Origin of the sequence: Moraxella sp. CTOTU49803 (assembly GCF_032097965.1) — a bacterium.
GTDB lineage: Bacteria > Pseudomonadota > Gammaproteobacteria > Pseudomonadales > Moraxellaceae > Faucicola > Faucicola tetraodonis.
This window is the reverse complement of sequence record NZ_DAMCJP010000002.1, coordinates 55487-76345: the sequence shown is the minus strand read 5'-3', so window position 1 is coordinate 76345 and position 20859 is coordinate 55487. Positions and strand designations below refer to the sequence as shown.

Below are 20859 nucleotides of genomic sequence, written 5' to 3'. Positions count from 1 at the left end.
CTGTCAAAAACGATGACGATTTTTCTCGATTTTAAGGTAGCTGTAACGCAGTCGTTTATTAATTTCTTATATCACTTAAAATAACTTACCCGCTGTCTGGCGTCAACTCAGGTTGATACCTTTTATAAGTTATAATGTTTTATAAGTTATAATGTTCACCCATTCGCGCTGCGATATTTGCCAATGCTTTGAGCCAATCTAGGACAACCGTTTTGCAATCAAATAACGCACGATATCGCGCTACTCAAATTGCCGAAAATCATCAATTAACACATTGTTGCGGGCAACCAGTTGGTATTGACCTGCCTCTAAAGGCATCGGTTGCTGCGCATCTACCAAATTTTTGCTAAAAAAATGCCATTGCGATTTTATTGTAGGAATTAGCGAAAATTTATCCCTGCCAACGTCTTTAAGCTGGTGATCAAAACCACAGCGTGCAACGCCTGATCTAACACACATAAGAGCTAGCTACATAAAAAGAAAGGTGGTTAAAACCACCCCTTACTTTTAGCTAACTATTGATTACCAAACCTAACTGACCATTAAGCGCTTGCTAAAGCATCATCTGGCAATTTAAAGCCCGATACTGATTCTTGCAGCGCTGCCGCCATTTCATTAAGCTGACCGATTGAACGAGCGGTTGCCATGGTACCTGATGTGGTTTGCGAGGTAATATCTTGAATGATGTTCATGGTATTTGAAATATGACCCGCTGAGGCTGCCTGCAGACGCGCCGCATTTGAGATACTCTGAATCAATGATGCCAAGTTGTTCGATACAGTTTGTACTTCTTCAAGCGCCTCACCCGCATCTTTTGCAAGTTTCGCACCGCGTACAACTTCTGCCGTGGTTGATTCCATCGACATCACGGCTTCGTTCGTATCTGCCTGAATGGTTTTAACCAGTGTTTCAATCTGTTTGGTCGCTGTGGCTGAACGTTCTGCTAGGCGCTGTACCTCGTCAGCAACAACCGCAAAACCACGCCCTGCTTCACCCGCCATTGATGCCTGAATCGCTGCATTCAACGCAAGGATGTTGGTTTGGTCAGCAATGTCATTAATCAGTCCAACGATATCGCCGATCTCTTGCGATGATTCACCGAGGCGCTTAATACGTTTTGAAGTTTCTTGAATCTGGTCACGAATGGTATTCATACCATCGATAGTACGTTGTACCACTTCTGCCCCGTTATAGGCAATCGCAACCGAACGGTCCGCAACCGCAGCAGATTCGGCGGCATTTGACGATACTTGGTCAATCGACACCGCCATCTCATTAATCGCTGCAGAGGCTCCCGCAATTTCTTGCGCTTGGCTTTCAGAGGCTTGGGCTAGTTCAACTGCCGTTGCCTGTGTTTGGTCAGAGGCGCGCGCGACTCGCTCTGCAGTGACGTTAATCGCAGAAACCAGTTGACGCAATTGGTCAATCGCAAAGTTAACCGAGTCTGCAATCGCCCCTGTAAAGTCTTCTGAGACTGTCGCGTTCACGGTCAAGTCACCTTCCGCTAAATCGCCTAACTCATCAAGCAAACGCAAAATCGCCATTTGGTTACGTTCGTTTTCTTCTTGGATTCTGCGGGCACGCTCAGATTCAACTTCCATCTCATGACGTTGACGCAGCGTTTCACGCTCACCTTCTGCCTTCTCTCGAGAGGTTTTAGCATTAATCTGGCGGGTCAAAAAGTAAATTGCCCCAATGACGCCTAATACAATCAAAATAGAGGGCAACCAAATCGTCAAAAAATTATGGGCAACACTATTCTGTTGACGTACCAAAATCATCAATTGGTAGAGTCGATAAATAAATGCCAAACTAGCAACACCACCACAAATACTTGCCCAAATAATCCAGTTGATTGAGTCCCCTTTATTCAAACGATAATTACTCTTGCCAGGCCCGACCGCGACAGGGGAGTTGGTATTGGTACTTAGGGTCGAAGTTTTAGTATCCATGATATGGTAAACTCTCAATTGTTTTAATGAGTTAGAAAATTAGGTTATAACGCTGCTTCTAAATAACGCGTGTCTTGCGCCAATAAGCTTGGCATAAACACATACCAAATCTGCTCGTTTTGTCTAAAACGACCATGCGTATACTGCGCGAGCGGCGAATCGTTCGGCATCTCGATAGGCTGATATTGCCCACGACTAAAGGTTTGGATACCCAATACCTCATCAACTTGTAAGCCACTAAACAGCTTGGGTTGATCAATTACCAAAATCTTTTGATTGCCTGATTGATAGTTTAAGCCTGATGGATGTAAACCTAAGAAGTTCGACAAATTGGTAATCGGTAATAACCGTCCCCGAACATTGGCAATCCCTAGTAGCCAAGGTTTTGACAAAGGCACCGAGGTATAGGCAGGCAAAGATAGTACCTCAGCCACATCACCGAGTGGGGCTACCAAGTGGTGGCCACCTAGCAAAAACGCGACCCCTAGCCACTGATTTCTTTGGTCAAAGTGGGTACCTTTTTGTCGTTTGATACCGCGGTTAGCGAGTCTTAAAAGCTCGATAAAGCCGTTTGAGGACACGAAACCTACTCCATCACGGCGCAGATTACAGTGATTAAGGCTTCTTCTGTAATCGGCTTGCTGAGATAATCCCTGGCGCCTTGGCGCTTGCCCCAGACGCGGTCAGCTTCTTGATTTTTAGTACTGATGATGATGACAGGGATATGACTGGTTTTTGGATCACGGGTAAGTTTGCGGGTTGCTTGGAAGCCGTTCATCTCTGGCATGACCACATCCATCAAAATCACATCGGGGAAAAACTCATTGGCTTTTTGAATTCCATCCTCGCCTGTATGCGCTTCAATGACTTCGTGCTGATGACGAGTCAAAATATCTCGAAATTTTGCCATTTCTGATGGTGAATCATCAACTACTAAGATTTTGGCCATACACTTACCCTTTTACTAATTATTGATTGCATTAATATTTTACTGTTTTGTATGTCGGTGGGAATAAAAACCCAACAGCACAACGGTTAAACTAAACACGCATCCCAAATCTACGTCTAGCTAGGTTGCAATCTGGGCTTATATTTCAGTCATATCGAGTGATTGCAGACTTTAGGGGTTAACAACAGTTGCAAGCAATGGCATGCTGTTTAGCTTCAACCCAGCGCATGAAGAAGCACAGCGCATTAAGACGCAGGACGATGACGTTCAATGGTATCAAATAGCTCTTCTTTACTAAATGGTTTGGTCAAGTACTCATCTGAGCCGACGATACGACCGCGCGCTTTATCAAACAAGCCATCTTTTGATGACAGCATAATCACGGGCGTGGCAGCAAAATCTGCGTTGTTTTTGATTAGTGAACAAGTCTGATAACCGTCGAGGCGTGGCATCATGATATCGACAAAAATCAAATCTGGGTTGGTATCCGCAATTTTTGCCAACGCATCAAAGCCATCAACGGCAGTAGTCACCTCACAGCCTGCTTTGGCAAGTAACGTCTCTGCGGTACGACGAATGGTTTTTGAATCGTCAATAATCATGACTTTTAGGCCTTCAAAATTTGCATCCATAATATTTTCCTAATGGTTGTTTCGCTACGATTTTGCTACCCATTGTCCTATAGCGATTGCTCAAAACTTTAAGTTATAGGCGTTGGGGCAACTATCAAATGATGCCTCAACCCTCAAAAGCAACTGGTACAATTTTTGACAATTAAACAAAGCTATTCTAAATAATTTTTATAAGATATAACAAATATTTCATACAGTATAGTTACAAACCAACTGTATGGTGATATTTTTAAAATACTACCATACTTTTTTGCTGCAAAGTATGCTTAAATCGATGCACTTACCGTTCATTTTTAACATCCTATGATGATTCAGGTTTGATCTATTGACTGCTTTGTAGATTGCCCATACACCCATGTTAATATACACGGATTCCATGAGATAGTGACACATCTTGAGATAAGCTTAGAAAAGTTTATTGCACTGGCTATTTCTACATCGTTTTATATTTTTTTAAGTTGATTGTTTGCGCTGAGGACATCTCTTTCATGATAACACCGAAGTTTATCACCAAAGTTTTACCATTAAGCCTAGCTATGGCTAGCGCTGTTATGAGTTTGAGCGGTTGCCAAAAACAGCAAAACGATAGCAAAAGCCCGTTGTCAACCCAAAAGACCCAAATCACCACCGCGTCAGCCACCACGCAAATCGCCAATAACGAAATTCAGCTATTAGCCGCTGATGTCATCACTGCCAAAGCAGACCGATTTGAACCGAGTGTCACCGTGACAGGGACACTGCAGCCTTCAGACCACACAGTGGTGCAATCAACCGTAAATGCGCAAGTGCAGCAAGTGCTCGCTGATGTGGGTAAAACGGTGGCAAAAGGTGAGCCACTGGTGCGACTTGATATCAGTGATAGTAAAAACCAACTCGCTCAAGCGCAAGCCGATGTTGCTGCCGCCCAAGCACAGGCCATCGTCGCCAATAAACTTGCTGAGCGCAACAAAATTTTGCTCGAGCAAGGCTTTGTCTCACAAATAGAGTATGAGCGTAGTGTGGCAGACAGCATTGCCCAGCGTGAAGCCATCAAAGCCAAACAAGCCCAATTAAGTAGTGCACAAAAAATGTTTGGTGATACCACGATTTATGCCCCTACCACGGGGATTGTCAGCAGCCGCAGCGTCAATGTCGGACAGGTAGTCACGCAAAACCAAGCCTTGATGGAAATCATTGACCCCAATAAACTTGAGTTTGCCGCCAATGTCCCTAGCGAAGCACAAACACAGCTACAACTTGGTCAACAAGTGCCTTTTACTATTAGTAATCAAACCAATCAGTACATCGGACAAATTAGCCGCATTTCGCCCCAAGTCGATGCCGCCACTCGCCAACTGACCATTTATATCGCGGTTAAGCCTTCTCAGCGTAATCTTGGACTTCGCCCGGGCATGTATGCCACAGGCAAGCTTAATTATGGGGTTGCACAAGTTGGGGTATTGGTGCCTATGTCAGCGGTGGTTCTAGAATCTAGAGCAAAAGGCGCAGCCAATAAACCCACCGACCAATCCGCCACAAATCCAACCTTAGAAGCTGGCACGATTTTGGTGGTCAGTAAAGACAATGTGATTACCAAACAGCCTATCAAGGTACTCAAACACCTTGACGATACCAGTCAGTATTTAATTGCTGGCATCGAGCCTAACACCACAGTGATTGTGGCAAATCTCAATGCCAATGATGTGGGTAAAAAAGTCGTGCTCAAATAACCTACTGATAGTGTTTCATTCAATCATTCAATATTGTTAAAAATTTCACTGTTAAAAATTTTGGTATTAGGAATTTGCTATGTGGCTCACCCGCGTCAGTATCAACAATCCTGTGTTTGCTGCCATGATCATGCTCGCGCTGATGGTCATTGGATTGCTGGCAACATTTCGCATGAAAGTTGAGGAATTTCCTAATATTGAATTCCCTTTTGTGGTGGTCAATACCGTTTATAGTGGTGCTTCGCCTGAAGTCATCGAAACCGACATTACCAAAAAAATTGAAGACCAAGTCAATACCATCGCCGGTGTCAAAGAAGTGACCTCCGTCACCCAACAAGGCTTGTCACAAGTTATCGTGCAGTTTGATTTAAATATCCCGTCTGATGTTGCCGCGCAAAACGTGCGTGATAAATTGGCACTGGTGACCCCCACCTTTCGGGATGAAGTCACCACGCCTATCGTTGCGCAGTACAATCCTGCCGATGCGCCTGTGGTGTCCGTCACGTTTCGCTCTGACAAAATGTCGCTTCGGGAGTTATCCACTTACTTAGACAACACGGTCAAAAAACAGCTACAAACAGTCACAGGGGTGGGTCGTGTTGATATCTTGGGGGGTCGGCAGCGTCAAATCCGTGTGCTGCTCAATCCCACCCAAATGAATGCCTATAAAGTCTCAGTCAATCAAATTAGCAATGCACTACGCTCAGAGAACGTCGAATTACCTGTCGGCACTATCAATAATCAAAATCAAGAAATGGTGATTCAAGTTAACGGGTTGGTCAAAACACCCAATGAGTTTAACCAAATCATTGTCGCCCAAAATCGTTCAAGCACGGGTGCTACCGTGCCTGTGTATTTATCGCAAGTTGCCCAAGTCGTTGATGGACAAGCCGAGGCTGAGTCAGCGTCGCTACAAAATGGTCAACCTGCGGTGGCAATGGATATTATCAAAATGTCGGACGCCAATGTGATTGATGTGGTTGATAAAACCCAGCAGCGTCTGGCAGAAATCCAAGCGACCCTACCCCCAGGTGTCACCATGACGGTGGTCGCTGATAGCTCCAAAAGTATTCGTGGCTCGTTAAATAATGTGGTGCGTACCTTGATTGAAGGGGCGATATTGGCGGTGTTTATTGTTTGGTTGTTCTTAGGGTCGTGGCGCTCGACCATTATCACAGGATTGACGCTGCCCATTTCGCTGCTCGGTACTTTAGCGGCGATTTGGACGTTTGGTTTTTCCATCAACATGATGACCCTACTAGCGCTGGCATTATGTATCGGACTGCTGATTGATGATGCGATTGTGGTGCGGGAAAACATCGTGCGCCATGTGGGTATGGGCAAACATCACCGCCAAGCGGCGCTTGATGGCACCCAAGAAATCGGGCTTGCCGTGCTAGCGACGACGCTGGTGATTGTGGCGGTATTTTTACCTGTGGCTTTTATGGGCGGGATTATCGGACGCTTTTTTTATCAGTTTGGTGTGACTGTTTCTACCGCTGTATTGCTGTCGTTATTTGTTAGTTTCACGCTTGACCCGATGTTGTCTTCGATTTGGCCAGACCCAGATGCCGCGCACCAACATGACCGCGTCAATGAACGGGTTTCATTTCGCAAGCGACCGATTGCTTGGCTATTAGATGGGTTTCAGCGCCTGTTAGATCGGCTGACCAATCTATATAGCCATATTCTTGCATGGAGTTTACGCCATCGTTTGATAACTGTGCTTATTGCAATTGGCTCGCTGGTTGCAGCGTTTTTTGCCGTGGGGTTGGTGGGCAAAGAATTTGTCCCGCAAGCGGATATGAATGAAATCAAAGTCAAATTTGAAACACCTGTCAATGCCAATCTTGACTACACCCAACAAAAAGCAGCACAAGTCAACGCGGTATTACAAAGTTTTCCTGAAGTTACCAATACTTATGCCACGGTTAATGCGATGTCCTATAGCGGTAACAATCGGGTACAAGTGAATGTGTCGTTAGTACCTAAAGATGAGCGCACGCGCGGACTAGATGCCTTAAACCGTGCCATGCGTGAGCAATTGCAGCAGGTAGGCGGTATTAAAGTTACCTCAGTAGCGGCCGCTGCCATGGCGGTCAGCGGTGGTCTTAAGCCGATTATGATATCCATCAAAGGCAATGATTTAACTGAGCTGCAACGTTTATCCAATGAGTTTATGCAAAAACTCTCAAACGTCAATGGCTTGGTAGATTTGGAAAGTACCCTTAAACAGCCCAAATCAATGGTCAATGTCACCATTAACCGGGAAGCAGCAAATGATGCCGGTCTTTCGATTGGACAAATCGGACAAGCATTACGCCCACTGCTGGCCGGTGATAATGTGAGCACCTTTAAAGATGACAACGGCAACAATATCGATGTCAACGTGCGCTTAAATGACGACAACCGCCAGACCATCTCGCAGCTACAATCCATGTACTTGTCATCAAGCCGTATGGACCAAAATGGTCAGCCGATGCTAGTGCCGCTATCGCAAGTGGCGAATTTTAGTGAAACCTTGGGTGCACCGCAAATCAACCGCCGTTCGCTGTTTCGTGAGGTGGTAGTCCAAGCCAACACGGACGGCAGACCGGCAGGTGATATCGGCGCGGATATCACAAAAATCCAAAACGAAATGAAACTGCCACCTGGTTACAGCTTTGCGGTACAAGGCTCTAATAAAGACATGGCAGAATCCATTGGCTACGCAACAACCGCACTTGGACTGGCAATTGTGTTTATTTATATGTTGTTAGGGTCACAGTTTAATAGCTTCTTATACCCTGTGGCGATTATGGCGTCGCTGCCATTATCGCTAATTGGGGTGTTCTTTGCGTTATTTTTATTCGGTTCTAGTCTTAATATGTTTTCTATCATCGGTATTATCATGCTGATGGGATTGGTGTGTAAAAATGCGATTTTGCTCATTGATTTTATTAAAGAATCTTTATCAAAGGGTTTGAGCCGAAATGAAGCTATTATGCTCGCGGGGCAAACGCGCCTGCGCCCAATTTTGATGACTACCGCTGCCATGGTGATGGGGATGGTACCGCTGGCACTGGGCATTGGTGAAGGTTCAGAGCAGCAAGCACCGATGGCACACGCCATTATTGGTGGGGTGATTACTTCAACTTTATTGACCTTGATTGTGGTGCCTGTGATTTATACCTATTTAGATGATGGCAAACAGCGGTTTTTGCGATTATTTGCTAAAAAGAAAGCAGAACCCCCTGCGATAGAGCGCCACGACTCACTTTAAGCAATAATTCATTACAATTTTATACAGTGTAAAGAAACTTAAGAATGAGTAGCCCAGTACAATTTTAAATTGGGCTATGCATTAATTGGATTAATTGGGCTGTGTGATTGATAGCTGTATGATTGGCAGCTAAGAAGTTTTATAAAACTGTGTAAGACACTATCATATTGGCAGTCTCTTGCTTTATGATAATAATCTCTTGCTTATGATTATAGGCTCTTGATTGATGATAGAATGCTGGCTTTGATAAGCAAAAGCAATAATAACAACTGATTTATTTTAGAGATTTTTTGGAGTTGGTGATGGAAGATAATAATAGTGGTACTAAAACCGTACTATTGATTGAGGATGATCCAGATTTAGCCGAGTTGATTAGCGAATATTTGGGCATGAATTATTATGAGGTTCAGCATGCCCCAACCGCAACAGAAGGGTTAGAGATGCTATTTAACCCTGCCAAATCCATTGATTTGGTGATTTTAGATTTGATGTTGCCGGATATGGATGGCATGCAAGTATGTCAACGTATTCGTCAGCACAAAGATAGCCGTCTGGCGCAAACGGCGATTATCATGCTCACTGCCAAAGGTGACACTACTGACCGCGTATTGGGGCTTGAGATGGGCGCGGATGATTATGTCTCAAAACCATTTGAACCGCGTGAATTGTTGGCGCGTATCCGTGCGGTCATGCGCCGTCACGACCTGCCGCTTCACCAGCAAAAAGAAGATAACTTAGTATTTGGTCGCTTAAAGGTTTATCCAGATAGTCATGAAGTGACGATTGATGATGAGCCGGTGCGTTTGACCACCCACCAATTTCAATTATTACATTACTTTGCTACCCACTCAGGTAAAGTACTGAGCCGTGAACAGCTGTGGCATGCGATGCCAAACGATGACAGCAGTGATAACATCGACCGTGCCATCGATGTGCATATTTCACGTCTGCGTGCGCTGATTGAAGACAATCCTCGCCAGCCAAAACGCATTATCACGGTGCGTGGTGTCGGCTATCAGTTTGCCACTGACCAAGTGTAAGAGTGTAAGATTGCTTGACAAATTTAACACGCAAAAGGTCATCATACTTGGTCATTTATGTTAGCAAAGCTATTATAATACCCTGTGATGACCCACGATTTCTGGATTCTGTGTGCGATTGAGCGGCATAAAATTTAACAGTGTATTTAGCAAGTTATTTGCCAGCGTTATGCTGGCATTGGTCATTTTTGCTGGGGCAATGGTAGTTTTAAGCCATTTGGTACACGATACCTCTGCCAATACTCGTCATCAAGTCATTGCCAGCCAAGTCACCCAGCAGCTAGACCCGCTACTAGTGGAGCTACGTACCGCTCAAGACCAACAAAAAAACCTCGAAACCCGTTATTTACTTGCCCTCGTACGTCGTAGTTTTAATATCTATAGCGATTCACTCAACGCCAAATTTGGTCTATACGATGGCAAAAGTGGCGAAGCGATTATGATCATGCGTGGGCTGCCTGCCACTTTACCCCCAAACCCGCCATTTTTTTCCTCTTTGTTTCCTAGAGATGATCCAAAACACCCGACCGAAATTCAAGTCAATAGCCAATCGGGTTATGTGCTGTTATACCAATCAAAACTTAGTAACCGCCGTGCGATTTCGCCCGCGATTAATTTACTGACAGGCACCTTGCTACTGCTGCTCATTATGTCGGGCATGTTATGGATGATTGCACGTACCATGACATGGCGTATCAATCAGCTAAGTCGGCAAATCACCCAACTGGGTGATGGCGATTTCTCTGCCCGTGTCACGCCCGTGGGCAACGATGAAATTACCATTTTGGCACGCGGTTTTAACCAAACCGCCGAGCGTATCGAAACCTTGATGAATGCCAATAAACTGCTGTTAGCGCATGCTTCTCATGAGATTCGCACACCGATTACCCGTATTCGTCTACAAGTTGAAATGATGACCATGCTGGCAAGTCATTTTGACAAAACAATACAAGATAAAGTACAAAAACGTGCCGATGCCATCAACCGTGATTTAACGGGTCTTAATGATTTGGTGGAAAGTATTTTGCTCGTCAGTCGTATGGATGCCGGTCATGCGATAGAAAAAGTAGAAGACGTCGATTTATATGAGTTAATTAAAAACGAGATTCAGCACTACCCCCAAGCTAGCTTTACGGGTGGTCATATTATCATCCAAGGACAAGCCAAACTTCTCACCCACCTGGTGCGTAATTTGCTCGACAATGCCCATCTTCATGGCGTCCCACCTGTGAGCGTACAGCTGTATGCCATTGATGATGCGGGTAATCAACTGGCAATTGATGCCCTACCAGCGATGCAAGAGAGTACAAAAGATACCGATAATCAAAAACATACCGATACCGGAAAAGATACCGATGCTCAAAAAGATGAAATAGCTTTCCCCGCCCCTATAAAAGATGCCACCAGTGCCCCTACAAACGGCGATGACATCACCTTTGATACTACGATGTCAGCGACCACTATACCCCCAGTAACAAACACAGCAACGGACACAGCAGCTAGCGAAGCAAATTCGAGCAAACTGACTAATAAACCAAAAAATAAATCGTCTATTTTTTCACGTAAAAAATCTGACATTGTGCACCTGCCAGAATTTCATCAGGTGTGTATTGCGGTTATCGACCAAGGTACAGGCATTCCTAAAGACAAACGCACCGATATTTTTAGCCCATTTGTACGGCTACAACAAGAGAAAAAAGGTTCAGGTCTCGGGCTATCTTTGGTCGCGCAGATTGTCAAAGCCCATGGCGGTAGTATTATCACCGACACAGTGCATGGTCATACCCGCTTTTTGGTCACATTACCTATCACCCAATCGTAACCGCTTTTATCTCTGCCTATAGTTTTGTCACAATTTTTTTCGGTTTTCTCTTCTATTATTTAATTAAACATACCATTCGGCATTTATTTATTCGTTAAAGCGACTAAACGCTGACGACGAGCTGTGCTAAAATTACCTTCTTTTAGCCACTGCAAAATTTTTTATTATCATGATTACCATTGATAACGTTACCAAACGCTTCCAAACCCAAGATGGCAACTGGTTTACCGCGGTAGAGCCGACATCGCTCACAATCCAACAAGGCGAGATTTTTGGCTTGATGGGTTATTCGGGCGCGGGCAAATCCACCTTGCTACGCTTGATTAATTTACTTGAACGCCCAGATAGCGGCACTGTCACCATCGATGGCAAGGAGCTGACTTCGCTATCCACCCACGATTTGCGCCATGCCCGTCAAAACATCGGGATGATTTTTCAGCAGTTTAATCTGATGGCAAATCGCACGGTGGCACAAAATATTGCCTTTGCCCTAGAAATTGCCGGTTGGGAAAAAGCAGCCATCATGCCGCGGGTGATGGAATGCCTTGAAATTGTCGATTTGGTCAATCGCGCCAACCACTATCCCGCCCAGCTCTCTGGCGGTCAAAAACAGCGGGCAGGTATCGCACGGGCGTTAGCACCCAAGCCTCATGTAATGCTCGCCGATGAGCCCACCTCGGCGCTCGACCCTGCGACCACCAAATCGGTGTTAGCCTGTCTCAAGGATATTAATGACAAGTTTAACGTCACTATCGTGATTGTGACTCATGAAATGTCCGTGATTCGCAAGCTGTGCAACCGCGTTGCTCTGCTTGATAAAGGCAGATTACTGGAAGTCGCTGACGTACATTCGGGGCAAATTCATGCCACCACGCCCATTGGGCAACTGCTGATTAGTGATGATTAACGGCGCAAAAACATCGTTGATGGCTGGATAATCTTTTAAGTTTTAAATTGAATCGTTGGGTAATTTCATGGCAAATACATTAACTTGGCAAAGCGCGGTTGATAATCTTTTGGGGATGAAGGCAGAAATTTGGCAAGCGTTTTGGGAAACGCTGATTATGGTGGGTATCTCAACGGTTGCGTCAGTCATCTTTGGTACATTGCTCGGCGTGGCGCTATTTTTGACCAGTAAAAATCAGCTCGCTGACAACAAATCGCTGTATGCAGGACTTGGCAACTTTACCAATATCATGCGTGCTTTTCCGTTTGTGATTTTGATGATTGTGATTATTCCTGTCACTCGCCTCGTTGTCGGTACTACCATTGGTCCAATTGCGGCATCGCTTGCTTTGAGTGTCGCCGGTATCTTCTACTTTGCTAGGCTCGTTGAGCAAAATCTGCGTGATGTGCCAAAAGGTATCATCGAAGCGGCGTTATCAATGGGTGCAAGTACTGGGACGATTATTCGTAACGTGTTATTGGTCGAGTCACGCTCAAGTTTGATTTTAAGTATTACTACCTTGATGATTAGTTTACTCTCTTACAGTGCGGCAGCGGGTATGATTGGGGGTGGCGGTCTCGGTGATTTGGCGATTCGTTATGGTTATAACCGCTACCAAAATGATGTGATGATTTTTATGGTGATTTTATTGGTGGTAATGGTGATTATCATCCAATCAGTCGGTAATATTTTGGCGCACCGTCTGGATAAACGTTAATTTTAGCTGATGGCTGTTTAAAAAATTGTTATTGATGGTTTTTCTAGGAATTATGAAAAAATTTCATATCCATAGGTTAACTCTCAATAACATTTTTTTTATGAATATGTTAAGGTAAGCTGATTGTTTTGTCCGTTTATTTTTTCATTTTTGGAGGAAGGTATGAAATTAACGCATTTATCAAGCCATATCGCGCAGCTGCTAGCAACCGTAGGGGTGGCAGGGATTGCCCTAGTCGGTTGTAGCAAACCTGAAAGCAAAAACGAAACCACAGCACAAGCCAGCACCACCACAACTACGACCACGACTACCGCAAGCTCAACGACTACCACAGCAGCAGCAAGCTCAGGTATCGACCCGAATAAATCTGAAATTGTGATTGGTACTACCGTGGGCGACTTTGGTGACATGGTCAAAAACTCTGTCAAACCCCAGTTAGAAAAACAAGGCTATAAAGTCAGACTGGTTGAATTCTCTGACTATGTGCGCCCAAATAAAGCCTTAGCCGATGGCGATATTGATATCAACGTGTTCCAACACAAACCTTATCTCGACACCTTCAAAAAAGACAACAATCTAGATATCGTTGAAGCCTTCCAAGTGCCTACCGCACCGCTTGGCATCTATCCAGGTAAATTAAATGACCTAAAACAAGTCAAAGACGGTACCACCGTGGCTGCACCGAACGATCCAAGCAACTTTGCACGCGCGCTGGTGATGCTCAACGAACTAGGTTGGGTAAAACTTAAAGCCAATATCGACCCATTGACCGCATCAAAAAATGATATCGCAGAAAACCCAAAAAATATCAAATTGGTAGAGCTAGAAGCCGCACAATTACCACGTGCACGCTCTGACGTTGACTTTGCAGTCATCAACGGTAACTATGCGACCAGCTCAGGTATCAAATTGACTGAAGCGCTGTTCCAAGAACCCAGCTATGCGTATGTCAACTGGTCAGCGATTCGCACCAAAGACAAAGACACACAATGGGTAAAAGACGTGACCAATGCGTATAATTCAGAAGAATTTAAACAATACGCCCACAAAACTTTCCCAGGTTATAAATACCCAGCTATCTGGGGTGAAAACCCTGCGACACCAGCCGCTGCCAGTGCGACCGCCTCTGCTGCCAAATAATGGGTAATTACTAGCATAAAAAAAGAAGCATTAAGCTTCTTTTTTTTATGGTTAGAATGTTTTATGGTCAAAATGCGTTAATTGATTTTAAAACATCTAAATTAACCAAAACTAATGAAACTGGTTACTCTGTGAATAGTTTATCTTCAATACTGCGACGCATTTTTTGCCCCGCTTTAAAGGTAACAACGCGGCGCGCTGTGACATGAACCATCTCGCCAGTCTTTGGGTTGCGACCTGGACGCTGGCTTTTATCCTTAATCTCAAAGTTACCAAAACCCGATAACTTGACTTGGTGACCTTTGGTCAACGTCTGTGACAACTCTGAAAAAAAATTCTCCACAAATGCGCGGCTGTCTTGGCGCGTCATGCCCAAATTTTCCATCAAATGATTGATCATTTCTAATTTGGTTAAGGTTTTGCCTTCAACTTGCATATTCATTATCATACCCACCCTACTAAATGTTCCTATTCTAGCGATTCTAGCAAATACAGTCGATAGTTATTTTTACTTTAAAATCAAAGAAAAACATTGTATCGACTGCCATAATTTGCTAGTCCAAGATTACATACGTAGCGTTGCGTGATACTGCTCATGTAGCGCAGCGATGACAGCTTCCATTTGCGCATTGATACGCTCATCAGAAAGCGTGGCATCGAGGTCTTGCCACACCAGTGCAAAAGCAAGCGATTGTTGATTTTCAGGCAAATTACTGCCGGCATATACATCAAACAACCACACATCTTTTAATAGCTCGCCCCCGACTTGTTTGATAGTATCCCGCATTGATTGCACAGCAATCGACTGGTCTACCACCACGGCGATATCACGGCGTACTTGTGGGAATTTACTTGGTGTCATGATGGTCAATGCCTGCTGGTGCATGTCAATCACAGCCTGTAAATTCAGCTGCGCCACCCAAGTGGTCGGCAAATCCAAGGCTTTGGCAATCTGTGGGTGCAACTGACCCAACCAGCCAATCACCTTGCCTTGATAGTGTACATCGGCACTTTGACCGGGGTGTAAAAACGGCTGCTGGCTACGTTGATAACTGATAGCGGACTGGGCAAACCGTGGGAAAACCGATTCGACGTCATTTTTTAAGTCGTAAAAATCCATCACACGGCTGTCATGATGCTGCTCTGGATGGGTACTGCCGACTGCCACCATCGCCAAAGTGTCCACTTGGTTTAAGCTTGCGATATCACTGCCATCAAAACGCAGACCCGTCTCAAACAGACGCACGCGGTTTTGTTGACGGTTTAAGTTATATTGCACACAAGGCAACAAACTAGACAGCAGGGTACGACGCATGACCGCTAAGTCACTTGAGATTGGATTGGCAAGCGCGAGTGGTGCAGCAAAATGCGCCCCATCAAACAAAGCTTCGACTTTGGCATCACTAAAACTAAAACTCACCGCTTCAAAATAACCTTGATTGACCAAGCTCATTTTTAAGTTATGCAGATCATTTTGGCGTTTATTGTCAAACAAGTTACTGGTAAACGCCGGCAGTTTGTTGGCAATATTGTTATAGCCATAAATACGAGCGATTTCTTCAATCAAATCTTCGGGCAAGGCGATATCAAAACGATGACTTGGCGGCGTGGCAACCAGATTTTCGCCTTGTAACTCGGTGCTGATTTGTAGACTATTTAAAATCTCTATGGCTTTGTCGGTGGCGATATCCGCGCCTAACAATTTGTTGATACTGACAATCGGTAGCATCACTGGCGTACGTTTTGGCAGTTCAGCGGTATTTTCAACCAGCGTGATTTGACCGACCCTAACTTCATTTGAACCATTGCCAAATGTTGCCAATAGATTGACCGCGCGGTCGAGTGCCAATTTTGGCAATTCAAAATCGACACCCCGCTCAAAACGCTGTGACGCATCGGTATGTAAGCCAAAACGGCGTGCTTTACCTGCAATCGCCAACTGTTTGAAAAATGCGCTCTCGATTACCACCCGGGTCGTGCTATCGGTCACTGCGGTGCGAAGTCCACCCATAATTCCCGCTAACGCAATGACACCTTGTTCATCGGCAATCACCAGTTCATCACCTTGTAAGGTAATGGTTTGCTCATTTAATAGCTCAAGGGTTTCGCCTTGTTGGGCATGGCGCACGGTGATTGCACCTACCAGCTTGTCGGCATCAAACGCATGCAGCGGCTGACCGAGCTCAAGTAAGACGTAATTGGTGACATCCACCAGTAAATTACGTGGTTTAACGCCTGAGGCATTCAGGGCTTGTTTCATCCAATCAGGTGATGGCGTGGTGCCTGTCAGTCCACTGACCAGTTGCGCGTAATAACGTGGGCAGTCCGTAGTCTCTACACTAACCGCTTGGCTAGCGTTGTCGGTCACAGCTGCGGTGATGTTGTCAAAGGGCAGTTGAAATGTTAAATCATTGAGTACTGCAAGCTCACGGGCGATACCGCGCACACTAAAACAGTCGCCACGGTTTGGGGTGATTGAAATATCTAGCACATGATTATCTAAGCCAAGATACGCTCGGATATCCATGCCAATCGGGGCGTCTTGTGGCAAAATTAACAAGCCATCAACACCATCATCACAGTCAATCTCACTACCACCACACAGCATACCGTGCGATTCTACGCCGCGCAGTTTGCCTTTTTTAATGTTAAAGGGCTCATCCCCTTGTGCAGGTGGCAGTTTGGCGCCCACCAGTGCTACAGGCACACGCACGCCAGCGGCGACATTGGGTGCACCGCAAACGATTTGTAGGGGTGCTTCGCTATGCTCACCGACATTCACTTTGGCAACGCGCAGTTTATCGGCATCGGGGTGTTGGGTGACGTCAATCACCTCACCGACCACCACACCACTAAAGTCTTTGGCGACTTTATCCAAGCTATCAAGCTCTAAGCCTGCCATCGTCAGTTGTTCGCCAATTTGCTCAGCGCTTAAGTTTGGGTTTGCCCATTGGCGTAACCAGTTTTCGCTAATTTTCATTGTTTTCCCCTAAGCAAACTGCTTTAAAAATCTGACATCATTTTGATAGAACAAGCGTAAATCATTCACCCCATAATACAGCATGGCAAAGCGCTCAATCCCCATCCCAAATGCAAAGCCTTGGTACTTGGTCGGGTCAATACCGCTATCGGACAACACTTTTGGATGCACCATACCGCAGCCCATCACTTCTAGCCACTTGCCCCCACCTGCATAAGTATCGGCAAGGATATCCACTTCCGCAGACGGCTCCGTAAATGGAAAATACGATGGGCGAAAACGCACCGTAAGTTTGCGACCAAAAAACGCCTGCAAAAACTCATGAATCAAGCCTTTTAGCTCAGCAAAATTGGTAGACTCGCTAACATACAAACCTTCAAGCTGATGAAACATCGGTGAGTGGGTTTGGTCGCTGTCGTTGCGATACACACGTCCTGGACAGATGATACGAATCGGCAGGTTGCCTTTTTCCATCGTGCGAATTTGCACCGAACTGGTATGGGTACGTAGCACATAATTGGCATTAAAATAAAACGTATCGTGCATGGCGCGCGCTGGGTGATGGCTTGGAATATTTAGCGCTTCAAAGTTGTAGTAGTCGCTCTCAACTTCAGGACCTGTTGCGACTTCAAAGCCTGCTTGACGGAAAAACCCTTGCATACGCTCAGCGGTCATGGTGACAGGGTGCAAATTACCCGCTTGTTGTCCACGTGCTGGCAGGGTGATGTCAATCGATTCGCTAGCAAGCTTGGCAGCCAAGGCTTTAGCTTCTAAATCGCTTTGCGCTTGTTGTAGGCTGTCATTGATTTGGGTGCGTACTTGATGCAGCATACCGCCGATGGTCTTTTTGCCGTCGGCATCGAGTCCGCCCAGCTGTTTCGACCAAGTGGTAAGGTGGCTTTTTTTGCCGGTTAAAGTCACGCGGATGTTTTGTAGGTCTTGGGGGTTTTGTGCGGTACTGATTAAGGCTTTGGCATCGTTGATAAATTGGGAAAATTGGTCTTGGGTGATATCGGTTAAATTTTCAGAATATTGGATAAGTTTGTCAGTCGTTATTTCTGTCATGAGCGTTGCAATCTTGGTTATCAATAGTGATAGGCATTTTAACTAAAATATGGCGATAAAAAAAGCCATTAAGCTTGCACTTAATGGCTTTTTGAAAAATCGCTTTAAAACAAATTAAGCAGCCAGTGCTTGTTTTGCTTTTTCTGCCAATGCCGTAAAACCTTGCGCATCATGCATAGCGATGTCTGCTAATACACGGCGGTCGATTTCGATGCTGGCTTTTTTCAGACCGTTGATCATACGGCTGTAGCTTAAGCCATTTAGGCGCGCACCCGCGTTGATACGTGCAATCCACAGACGGCGGAATGAACGTTTTTTGTTACGACGGTCACGATACGCATATTGACCTGCTTTGGTAACTGCTTGTACAGCAACACGGAAAACACGAGAACGCGCACCGTAATAACCTTTTGCACGAGCCAATACTTTTTTATGACGGCGATTTGCCTGTACACCACGTTTTACACGAGCCATAATTTACTCCTAAAGTTTTGTAATATCAGTTGATTGAATACCTATAAATTATAGGTAAGGACACATACGGTAAACACGTTTCTCATCAGACACGTGTACCAATTTGCATCCACGTAATTGACGGATACGCTTAGGAGATTTTTTGGTCAAAATGTGGCGTTTGAATGCTTGTTTGCGTTTGATACCGTTACCAGTTTTTTTGAAACGCTTGGCAGCACCACGGCGAGTTTTTAATTTCATGATAGCCTCTTGTTCGTTTTTGACAAAGATTAAAAATCTTTATCAAGTGAAGTTAACCTGTTTGTCAAAAAATCCTCATCACACTGGACTTTTTGCCTTGAGGTGGGAGGCGATATTTTATCAAAAACCATTCATTAATGCACGCTATTGTTAAAACTAATTTTTTCTTTGACATCCATTTTATTGATGTTACTTTAATATTTCTCTACTATAATAGATAAATTATTATTAAGGGCTGTTTGTAGAATACTTAAAAAATCAATGATATTAATTATTTAAAAAAGATGACTTAGTAAATCTATCACAAGATTACATTAATTAAGTTAACAACTGAGTTTATGAAAACTGCGGATAAATTGGCTAAAAGTAACGGATGAACTTTATTTTGGACACAATTTGCGTTAGTTTGTTTGACCTTAAGGTATTTATCGGGCTCTTAAGCTTCTGAAAAGTTTAATGTGTAATACTCTCTTATCAACATCAACATCAACATCATGAGGTTAGAATTCTTGTCAACGTTAAGCACAAATATTGAAGTTGCCCATTTCGTGTTTGAGACCGTCATGCGCGTGCGCAATACCGAAATTGGATTAGGACAACACTTAACGGTTGAAAATTTGGTAGCATTGCTTACCGAAGCCCGTTTTCGTTTTTTATATTCAAAAGGCATTAAAGAGGTTAATACTGAGTACCAAGGCTTGGTCATTAATCATATCGAGACCCAAATACTTGATCGGGCACGAGCGCGTGAAGAACTGTTATTTGAGGTTGGCGTGCAGCATTTAACCGATTTGGGTGGGGATTTTGTGTTTAAAGTCTCGCGGATGTTTGATGACTCCTTGGTGGCGTATGCCAAAATGGGCTTTGTGGCGTATGACTATCGTCAAAGCCAAGAAATCGCGTTATCAGCTACCATCAAAGAAGCCTTAGATGTGAAACCCTTTGAGATTTAGGGCTTGATGAATTATGATAAATGCCCGCATCGTTTGATGGGTGCTTTTTTTTGGCTAAGGCTTGCATAGTATGATACAGGGCGTGAATATGGATTGGCTAGATACACTAAAATTTGATGACAATGGGCTCATGCCTGCAGTCGCTCAAGATTTTCATACAGGGCGCATTTTGATGATGGCATGGATGAATCGCGAGTCATTACGTCTGACTGCTGAAAAAATGCAAGCGGTGTATTGGTCACGCTCTCGCGGTAAATTATGGCACAAAGGCGAAAGCTCTGGGCATTTTCAGCAAGTCCATGAAATCCGCTTAGACTGCGATGCTGATGTGATTGTGTTGTCAGTCACCCAAGTGGGAGGGATTGCTTGCCACACGGGTCGGCAGTCCTGTTTTTATCGTCTGCTTGCCGATGACCGCGGACAGCTACAATGGCAAACTACTGATGCGGTCATCAAAGACCCTGATGCGATTTATGGTGACAACGCCAAACCGACTCATGAACACTCGCCGCTTGCAAGCAATTCGACACAAACAAGTAATCCAACCCAAACAAGCAATGCGACACAAACGCCTACGACGTCAGCGGATATTTTGACCGCGTTAGATGAAGTATTGATTGGGCGTAAAAATGCCAATCCTGATAGCTCATACGTGGCAAGCTTGTACCATAAAGGTATCAACAAAATCTTAGAAAAAGTCGGTGAAGAAGCCACCGAAGCCATTATCGCTGCCAAAGATATCAACATTGCCAACGATACTCCCTATGAAGCCGTCGCCGATGATACCGCGGTGAAAGATTTGGTGTATGAAATTGCTGATGTTTGGTTTCACACAATGGTCACATTGGCATGGTTTAATATACCGTCTTGGGCTGTCACCAATGAATTGGCAAGACGTTTTGGCTTATCGGGTATCGACGAAAAAGCCGCACGTCAAATCTCTTAAGTAATAGCCCTTAAGTGAGCGCTACTAAGTA

18 protein-coding genes and 1 pseudogene are annotated in these 20859 nt (G+C 44.7%); 9 read left to right on the top strand and 10 right to left on the bottom strand.

Annotation, left to right across the window (positions count from 1 at the left end; genetic code table 11):
- Window positions 1-240: 240 nt before the first annotated feature.
- From RT422_RS04485 to pilG, 5 genes and pseudogenes are all read right to left on the bottom strand, one after another.
- On the bottom strand, window positions 241-459 hold the full coding sequence (locus RT422_RS04485; RefSeq protein ID WP_313421463.1) for a hypothetical protein: 219 nt from the start codon (window positions 457-459) through the stop codon (window positions 241-243).
- Between the two features lie 83 nt (window positions 460-542).
- Window positions 543-1577: pseudogene (locus RT422_RS04480) on the bottom strand (methyl-accepting chemotaxis protein); the annotation flags it as partial.
- A gap of 419 nt (window positions 1578-1996) precedes the next feature.
- Window positions 1997-2533, bottom strand: a complete 537-nt coding sequence (locus tag RT422_RS04475; RefSeq protein ID WP_313421462.1) for a chemotaxis protein CheW — start codon at window positions 2531-2533, stop codon at window positions 1997-1999.
- A 5-nt stretch (window positions 2534-2538) separates the two neighbouring features.
- Window positions 2539-2901: a PleD family two-component system response regulator gene (locus RT422_RS04470; protein ID WP_050324979.1), complete on the bottom strand. Its 363-nt coding sequence runs from the start codon at window positions 2899-2901 to the stop codon at window positions 2539-2541.
- A 245-nt stretch (window positions 2902-3146) separates the two neighbouring features.
- On the bottom strand, window positions 3147-3533 hold the full coding sequence (gene pilG / locus RT422_RS04465) for a twitching motility response regulator PilG (protein ID WP_050324978.1): 387 nt from the start codon (window positions 3531-3533) through the stop codon (window positions 3147-3149).
- Between the two features lie 488 nt (window positions 3534-4021).
- On the opposite strand from pilG, the gene RT422_RS04460 reads away from it, so the two are divergent.
- The 7 genes from RT422_RS04460 (at window position 4022) to RT422_RS04430 (ending at window position 14170) form a co-directional block, all read left to right on the top strand.
- Window positions 4022-5242: an efflux RND transporter periplasmic adaptor subunit gene (locus tag RT422_RS04460; RefSeq protein WP_284034534.1), complete on the top strand. Its 1221-nt coding sequence runs from the start codon at window positions 4022-4024 to the stop codon at window positions 5240-5242.
- Window positions 5243-5321: 79 nt separating this feature from the next.
- Complete coding sequence (locus RT422_RS04455) at window positions 5322-8504, top strand: efflux RND transporter permease subunit (protein WP_313421460.1); 3183 nt, start codon at window positions 5322-5324, stop codon at window positions 8502-8504.
- Window positions 8505-8806: 302 nt separating this feature from the next.
- Window positions 8807-9544 carry a response regulator transcription factor gene (locus RT422_RS04450; protein WP_050324975.1) on the top strand — a complete coding sequence of 246 codons (738 nt, stop codon included), beginning with the start codon at window positions 8807-8809 and terminating at the stop codon, window positions 9542-9544.
- 169 nt (window positions 9545-9713) lie between these two features.
- Complete coding sequence (locus RT422_RS04445) at window positions 9714-11366, top strand: HAMP domain-containing sensor histidine kinase (protein ID WP_313421459.1); 1653 nt, start codon at window positions 9714-9716, stop codon at window positions 11364-11366.
- A 169-nt stretch (window positions 11367-11535) separates the two neighbouring features.
- Window positions 11536-12273 carry a methionine ABC transporter ATP-binding protein gene (locus tag RT422_RS04440; RefSeq protein ID WP_007115397.1) on the top strand — a complete coding sequence of 246 codons (738 nt, stop codon included), beginning with the start codon at window positions 11536-11538 and terminating at the stop codon, window positions 12271-12273.
- A gap of 67 nt (window positions 12274-12340) precedes the next feature.
- Window positions 12341-13030 carry a methionine ABC transporter permease gene (locus tag RT422_RS04435; protein ID WP_313421458.1) on the top strand — a complete coding sequence of 230 codons (690 nt, stop codon included), beginning with the start codon at window positions 12341-12343 and terminating at the stop codon, window positions 13028-13030.
- Between the two features lie 162 nt (window positions 13031-13192).
- The gene (locus tag RT422_RS04430) at window positions 13193-14170 is read left to right on the top strand and encodes a MetQ/NlpA family ABC transporter substrate-binding protein (RefSeq protein WP_313421457.1); all 978 of its coding nucleotides are present in this window, start codon (window positions 13193-13195) and stop codon (window positions 14168-14170) included.
- Window positions 14171-14294: 124 nt separating this feature from the next.
- Here the strand turns inward: RT422_RS04430 and RT422_RS04425 are convergent, their stop codons facing one another.
- The 5 genes from RT422_RS04425 to rpmI form a co-directional block, all read right to left on the bottom strand.
- Complete coding sequence (locus RT422_RS04425; protein WP_409418386.1) at window positions 14295-14612, bottom strand: integration host factor subunit alpha; 318 nt, start codon at window positions 14610-14612, stop codon at window positions 14295-14297.
- 123 nt (window positions 14613-14735) lie between these two features.
- Window positions 14736-17150 (bottom strand): phenylalanine--tRNA ligase subunit beta, encoded by a 2415-nt coding sequence (pheT, locus tag RT422_RS04420; RefSeq protein WP_313421456.1) that lies wholly within the window; start codon window positions 17148-17150, stop codon window positions 14736-14738.
- Between the two features lie 9 nt (window positions 17151-17159).
- On the bottom strand, window positions 17160-18215 hold the full coding sequence (gene pheS, locus RT422_RS04415) for a phenylalanine--tRNA ligase subunit alpha (protein ID WP_313091509.1): 1056 nt from the start codon (window positions 18213-18215) through the stop codon (window positions 17160-17162).
- A gap of 114 nt (window positions 18216-18329) precedes the next feature.
- Entirely contained in the window at window positions 18330-18689 is a 360-nt protein-coding gene (rplT, locus tag RT422_RS04410; protein ID WP_007117209.1) for a 50S ribosomal protein L20, read from the bottom strand.
- Between the two features lie 48 nt (window positions 18690-18737).
- Window positions 18738-18932 (bottom strand): 50S ribosomal protein L35, encoded by a 195-nt coding sequence (rpmI, locus tag RT422_RS04405; protein WP_036604595.1) that lies wholly within the window; start codon window positions 18930-18932, stop codon window positions 18738-18740.
- A gap of 506 nt (window positions 18933-19438) precedes the next feature.
- On the opposite strand from rpmI, the gene RT422_RS04400 reads away from it, so the two are divergent.
- A complete protein-coding gene (locus tag RT422_RS04400; RefSeq protein WP_313421454.1) occupies window positions 19439-19882 on the top strand; it encodes a thioesterase family protein in 444 nt (147 codons plus the stop codon).
- Between the two features lie 88 nt (window positions 19883-19970).
- Complete coding sequence (gene hisIE / locus RT422_RS04395; RefSeq protein ID WP_313421452.1) at window positions 19971-20828, top strand: bifunctional phosphoribosyl-AMP cyclohydrolase/phosphoribosyl-ATP diphosphatase HisIE; 858 nt, start codon at window positions 19971-19973, stop codon at window positions 20826-20828.
- The last annotated feature ends 31 nt before the right edge of the window (window positions 20829-20859 follow it).

What these genes read in the sequence shown, in the direction of transcription:
- RT422_RS04485 (WP_313421463.1), bottom strand. Translation starts at nt 459, where the DNA reads ATGTGTGTTAGATCAGGCGTTGCACGCTGTGGTTTTGATCACCAGCTT.
- RT422_RS04470 (WP_050324979.1), bottom strand. Translation starts at nt 2,901, where the DNA reads ATGGCCAAAATCTTAGTAGTTGATGATTCACCATCAGAAATGGCAAAA.
- pilG (WP_050324978.1), bottom strand. Translation starts at nt 3,533, where the DNA reads ATGGATGCAAATTTTGAAGGCCTAAAAGTCATGATTATTGACGATTCA.
- RT422_RS04460 (WP_284034534.1), top strand. Translation starts at nt 4,022, where the DNA reads ATGATAACACCGAAGTTTATCACCAAAGTTTTACCATTAAGCCTAGCT.
- RT422_RS04455 (WP_313421460.1), top strand. Translation starts at nt 5,322, where the DNA reads ATGTGGCTCACCCGCGTCAGTATCAACAATCCTGTGTTTGCTGCCATG.
- RT422_RS04450 (WP_050324975.1), top strand. Translation starts at nt 8,807, where the DNA reads ATGGAAGATAATAATAGTGGTACTAAAACCGTACTATTGATTGAGGAT.
- RT422_RS04445 (WP_313421459.1), top strand. Translation starts at nt 9,714, where the DNA reads ATGCTGGCATTGGTCATTTTTGCTGGGGCAATGGTAGTTTTAAGCCAT.
- RT422_RS04440 (WP_007115397.1), top strand. Translation starts at nt 11,536, where the DNA reads ATGATTACCATTGATAACGTTACCAAACGCTTCCAAACCCAAGATGGC.
- RT422_RS04435 (WP_313421458.1), top strand. Translation starts at nt 12,341, where the DNA reads ATGGCAAATACATTAACTTGGCAAAGCGCGGTTGATAATCTTTTGGGG.
- RT422_RS04430 (WP_313421457.1), top strand. Translation starts at nt 13,193, where the DNA reads ATGAAATTAACGCATTTATCAAGCCATATCGCGCAGCTGCTAGCAACC.
- RT422_RS04425 (WP_409418386.1), bottom strand. Translation starts at nt 14,612, where the DNA reads ATGAATATGCAAGTTGAAGGCAAAACCTTAACCAAATTAGAAATGATC.
- pheT (WP_313421456.1), bottom strand. Translation starts at nt 17,150, where the DNA reads ATGAAAATTAGCGAAAACTGGTTACGCCAATGGGCAAACCCAAACTTA.
- pheS (WP_313091509.1), bottom strand. Translation starts at nt 18,215, where the DNA reads ATGACAGAAATAACGACTGACAAACTTATCCAATATTCTGAAAATTTA.
- rplT (WP_007117209.1), bottom strand. Translation starts at nt 18,689, where the DNA reads ATGGCTCGTGTAAAACGTGGTGTACAGGCAAATCGCCGTCATAAAAAA.
- hisIE (WP_313421452.1), top strand. Translation starts at nt 19,971, where the DNA reads ATGGATTGGCTAGATACACTAAAATTTGATGACAATGGGCTCATGCCT.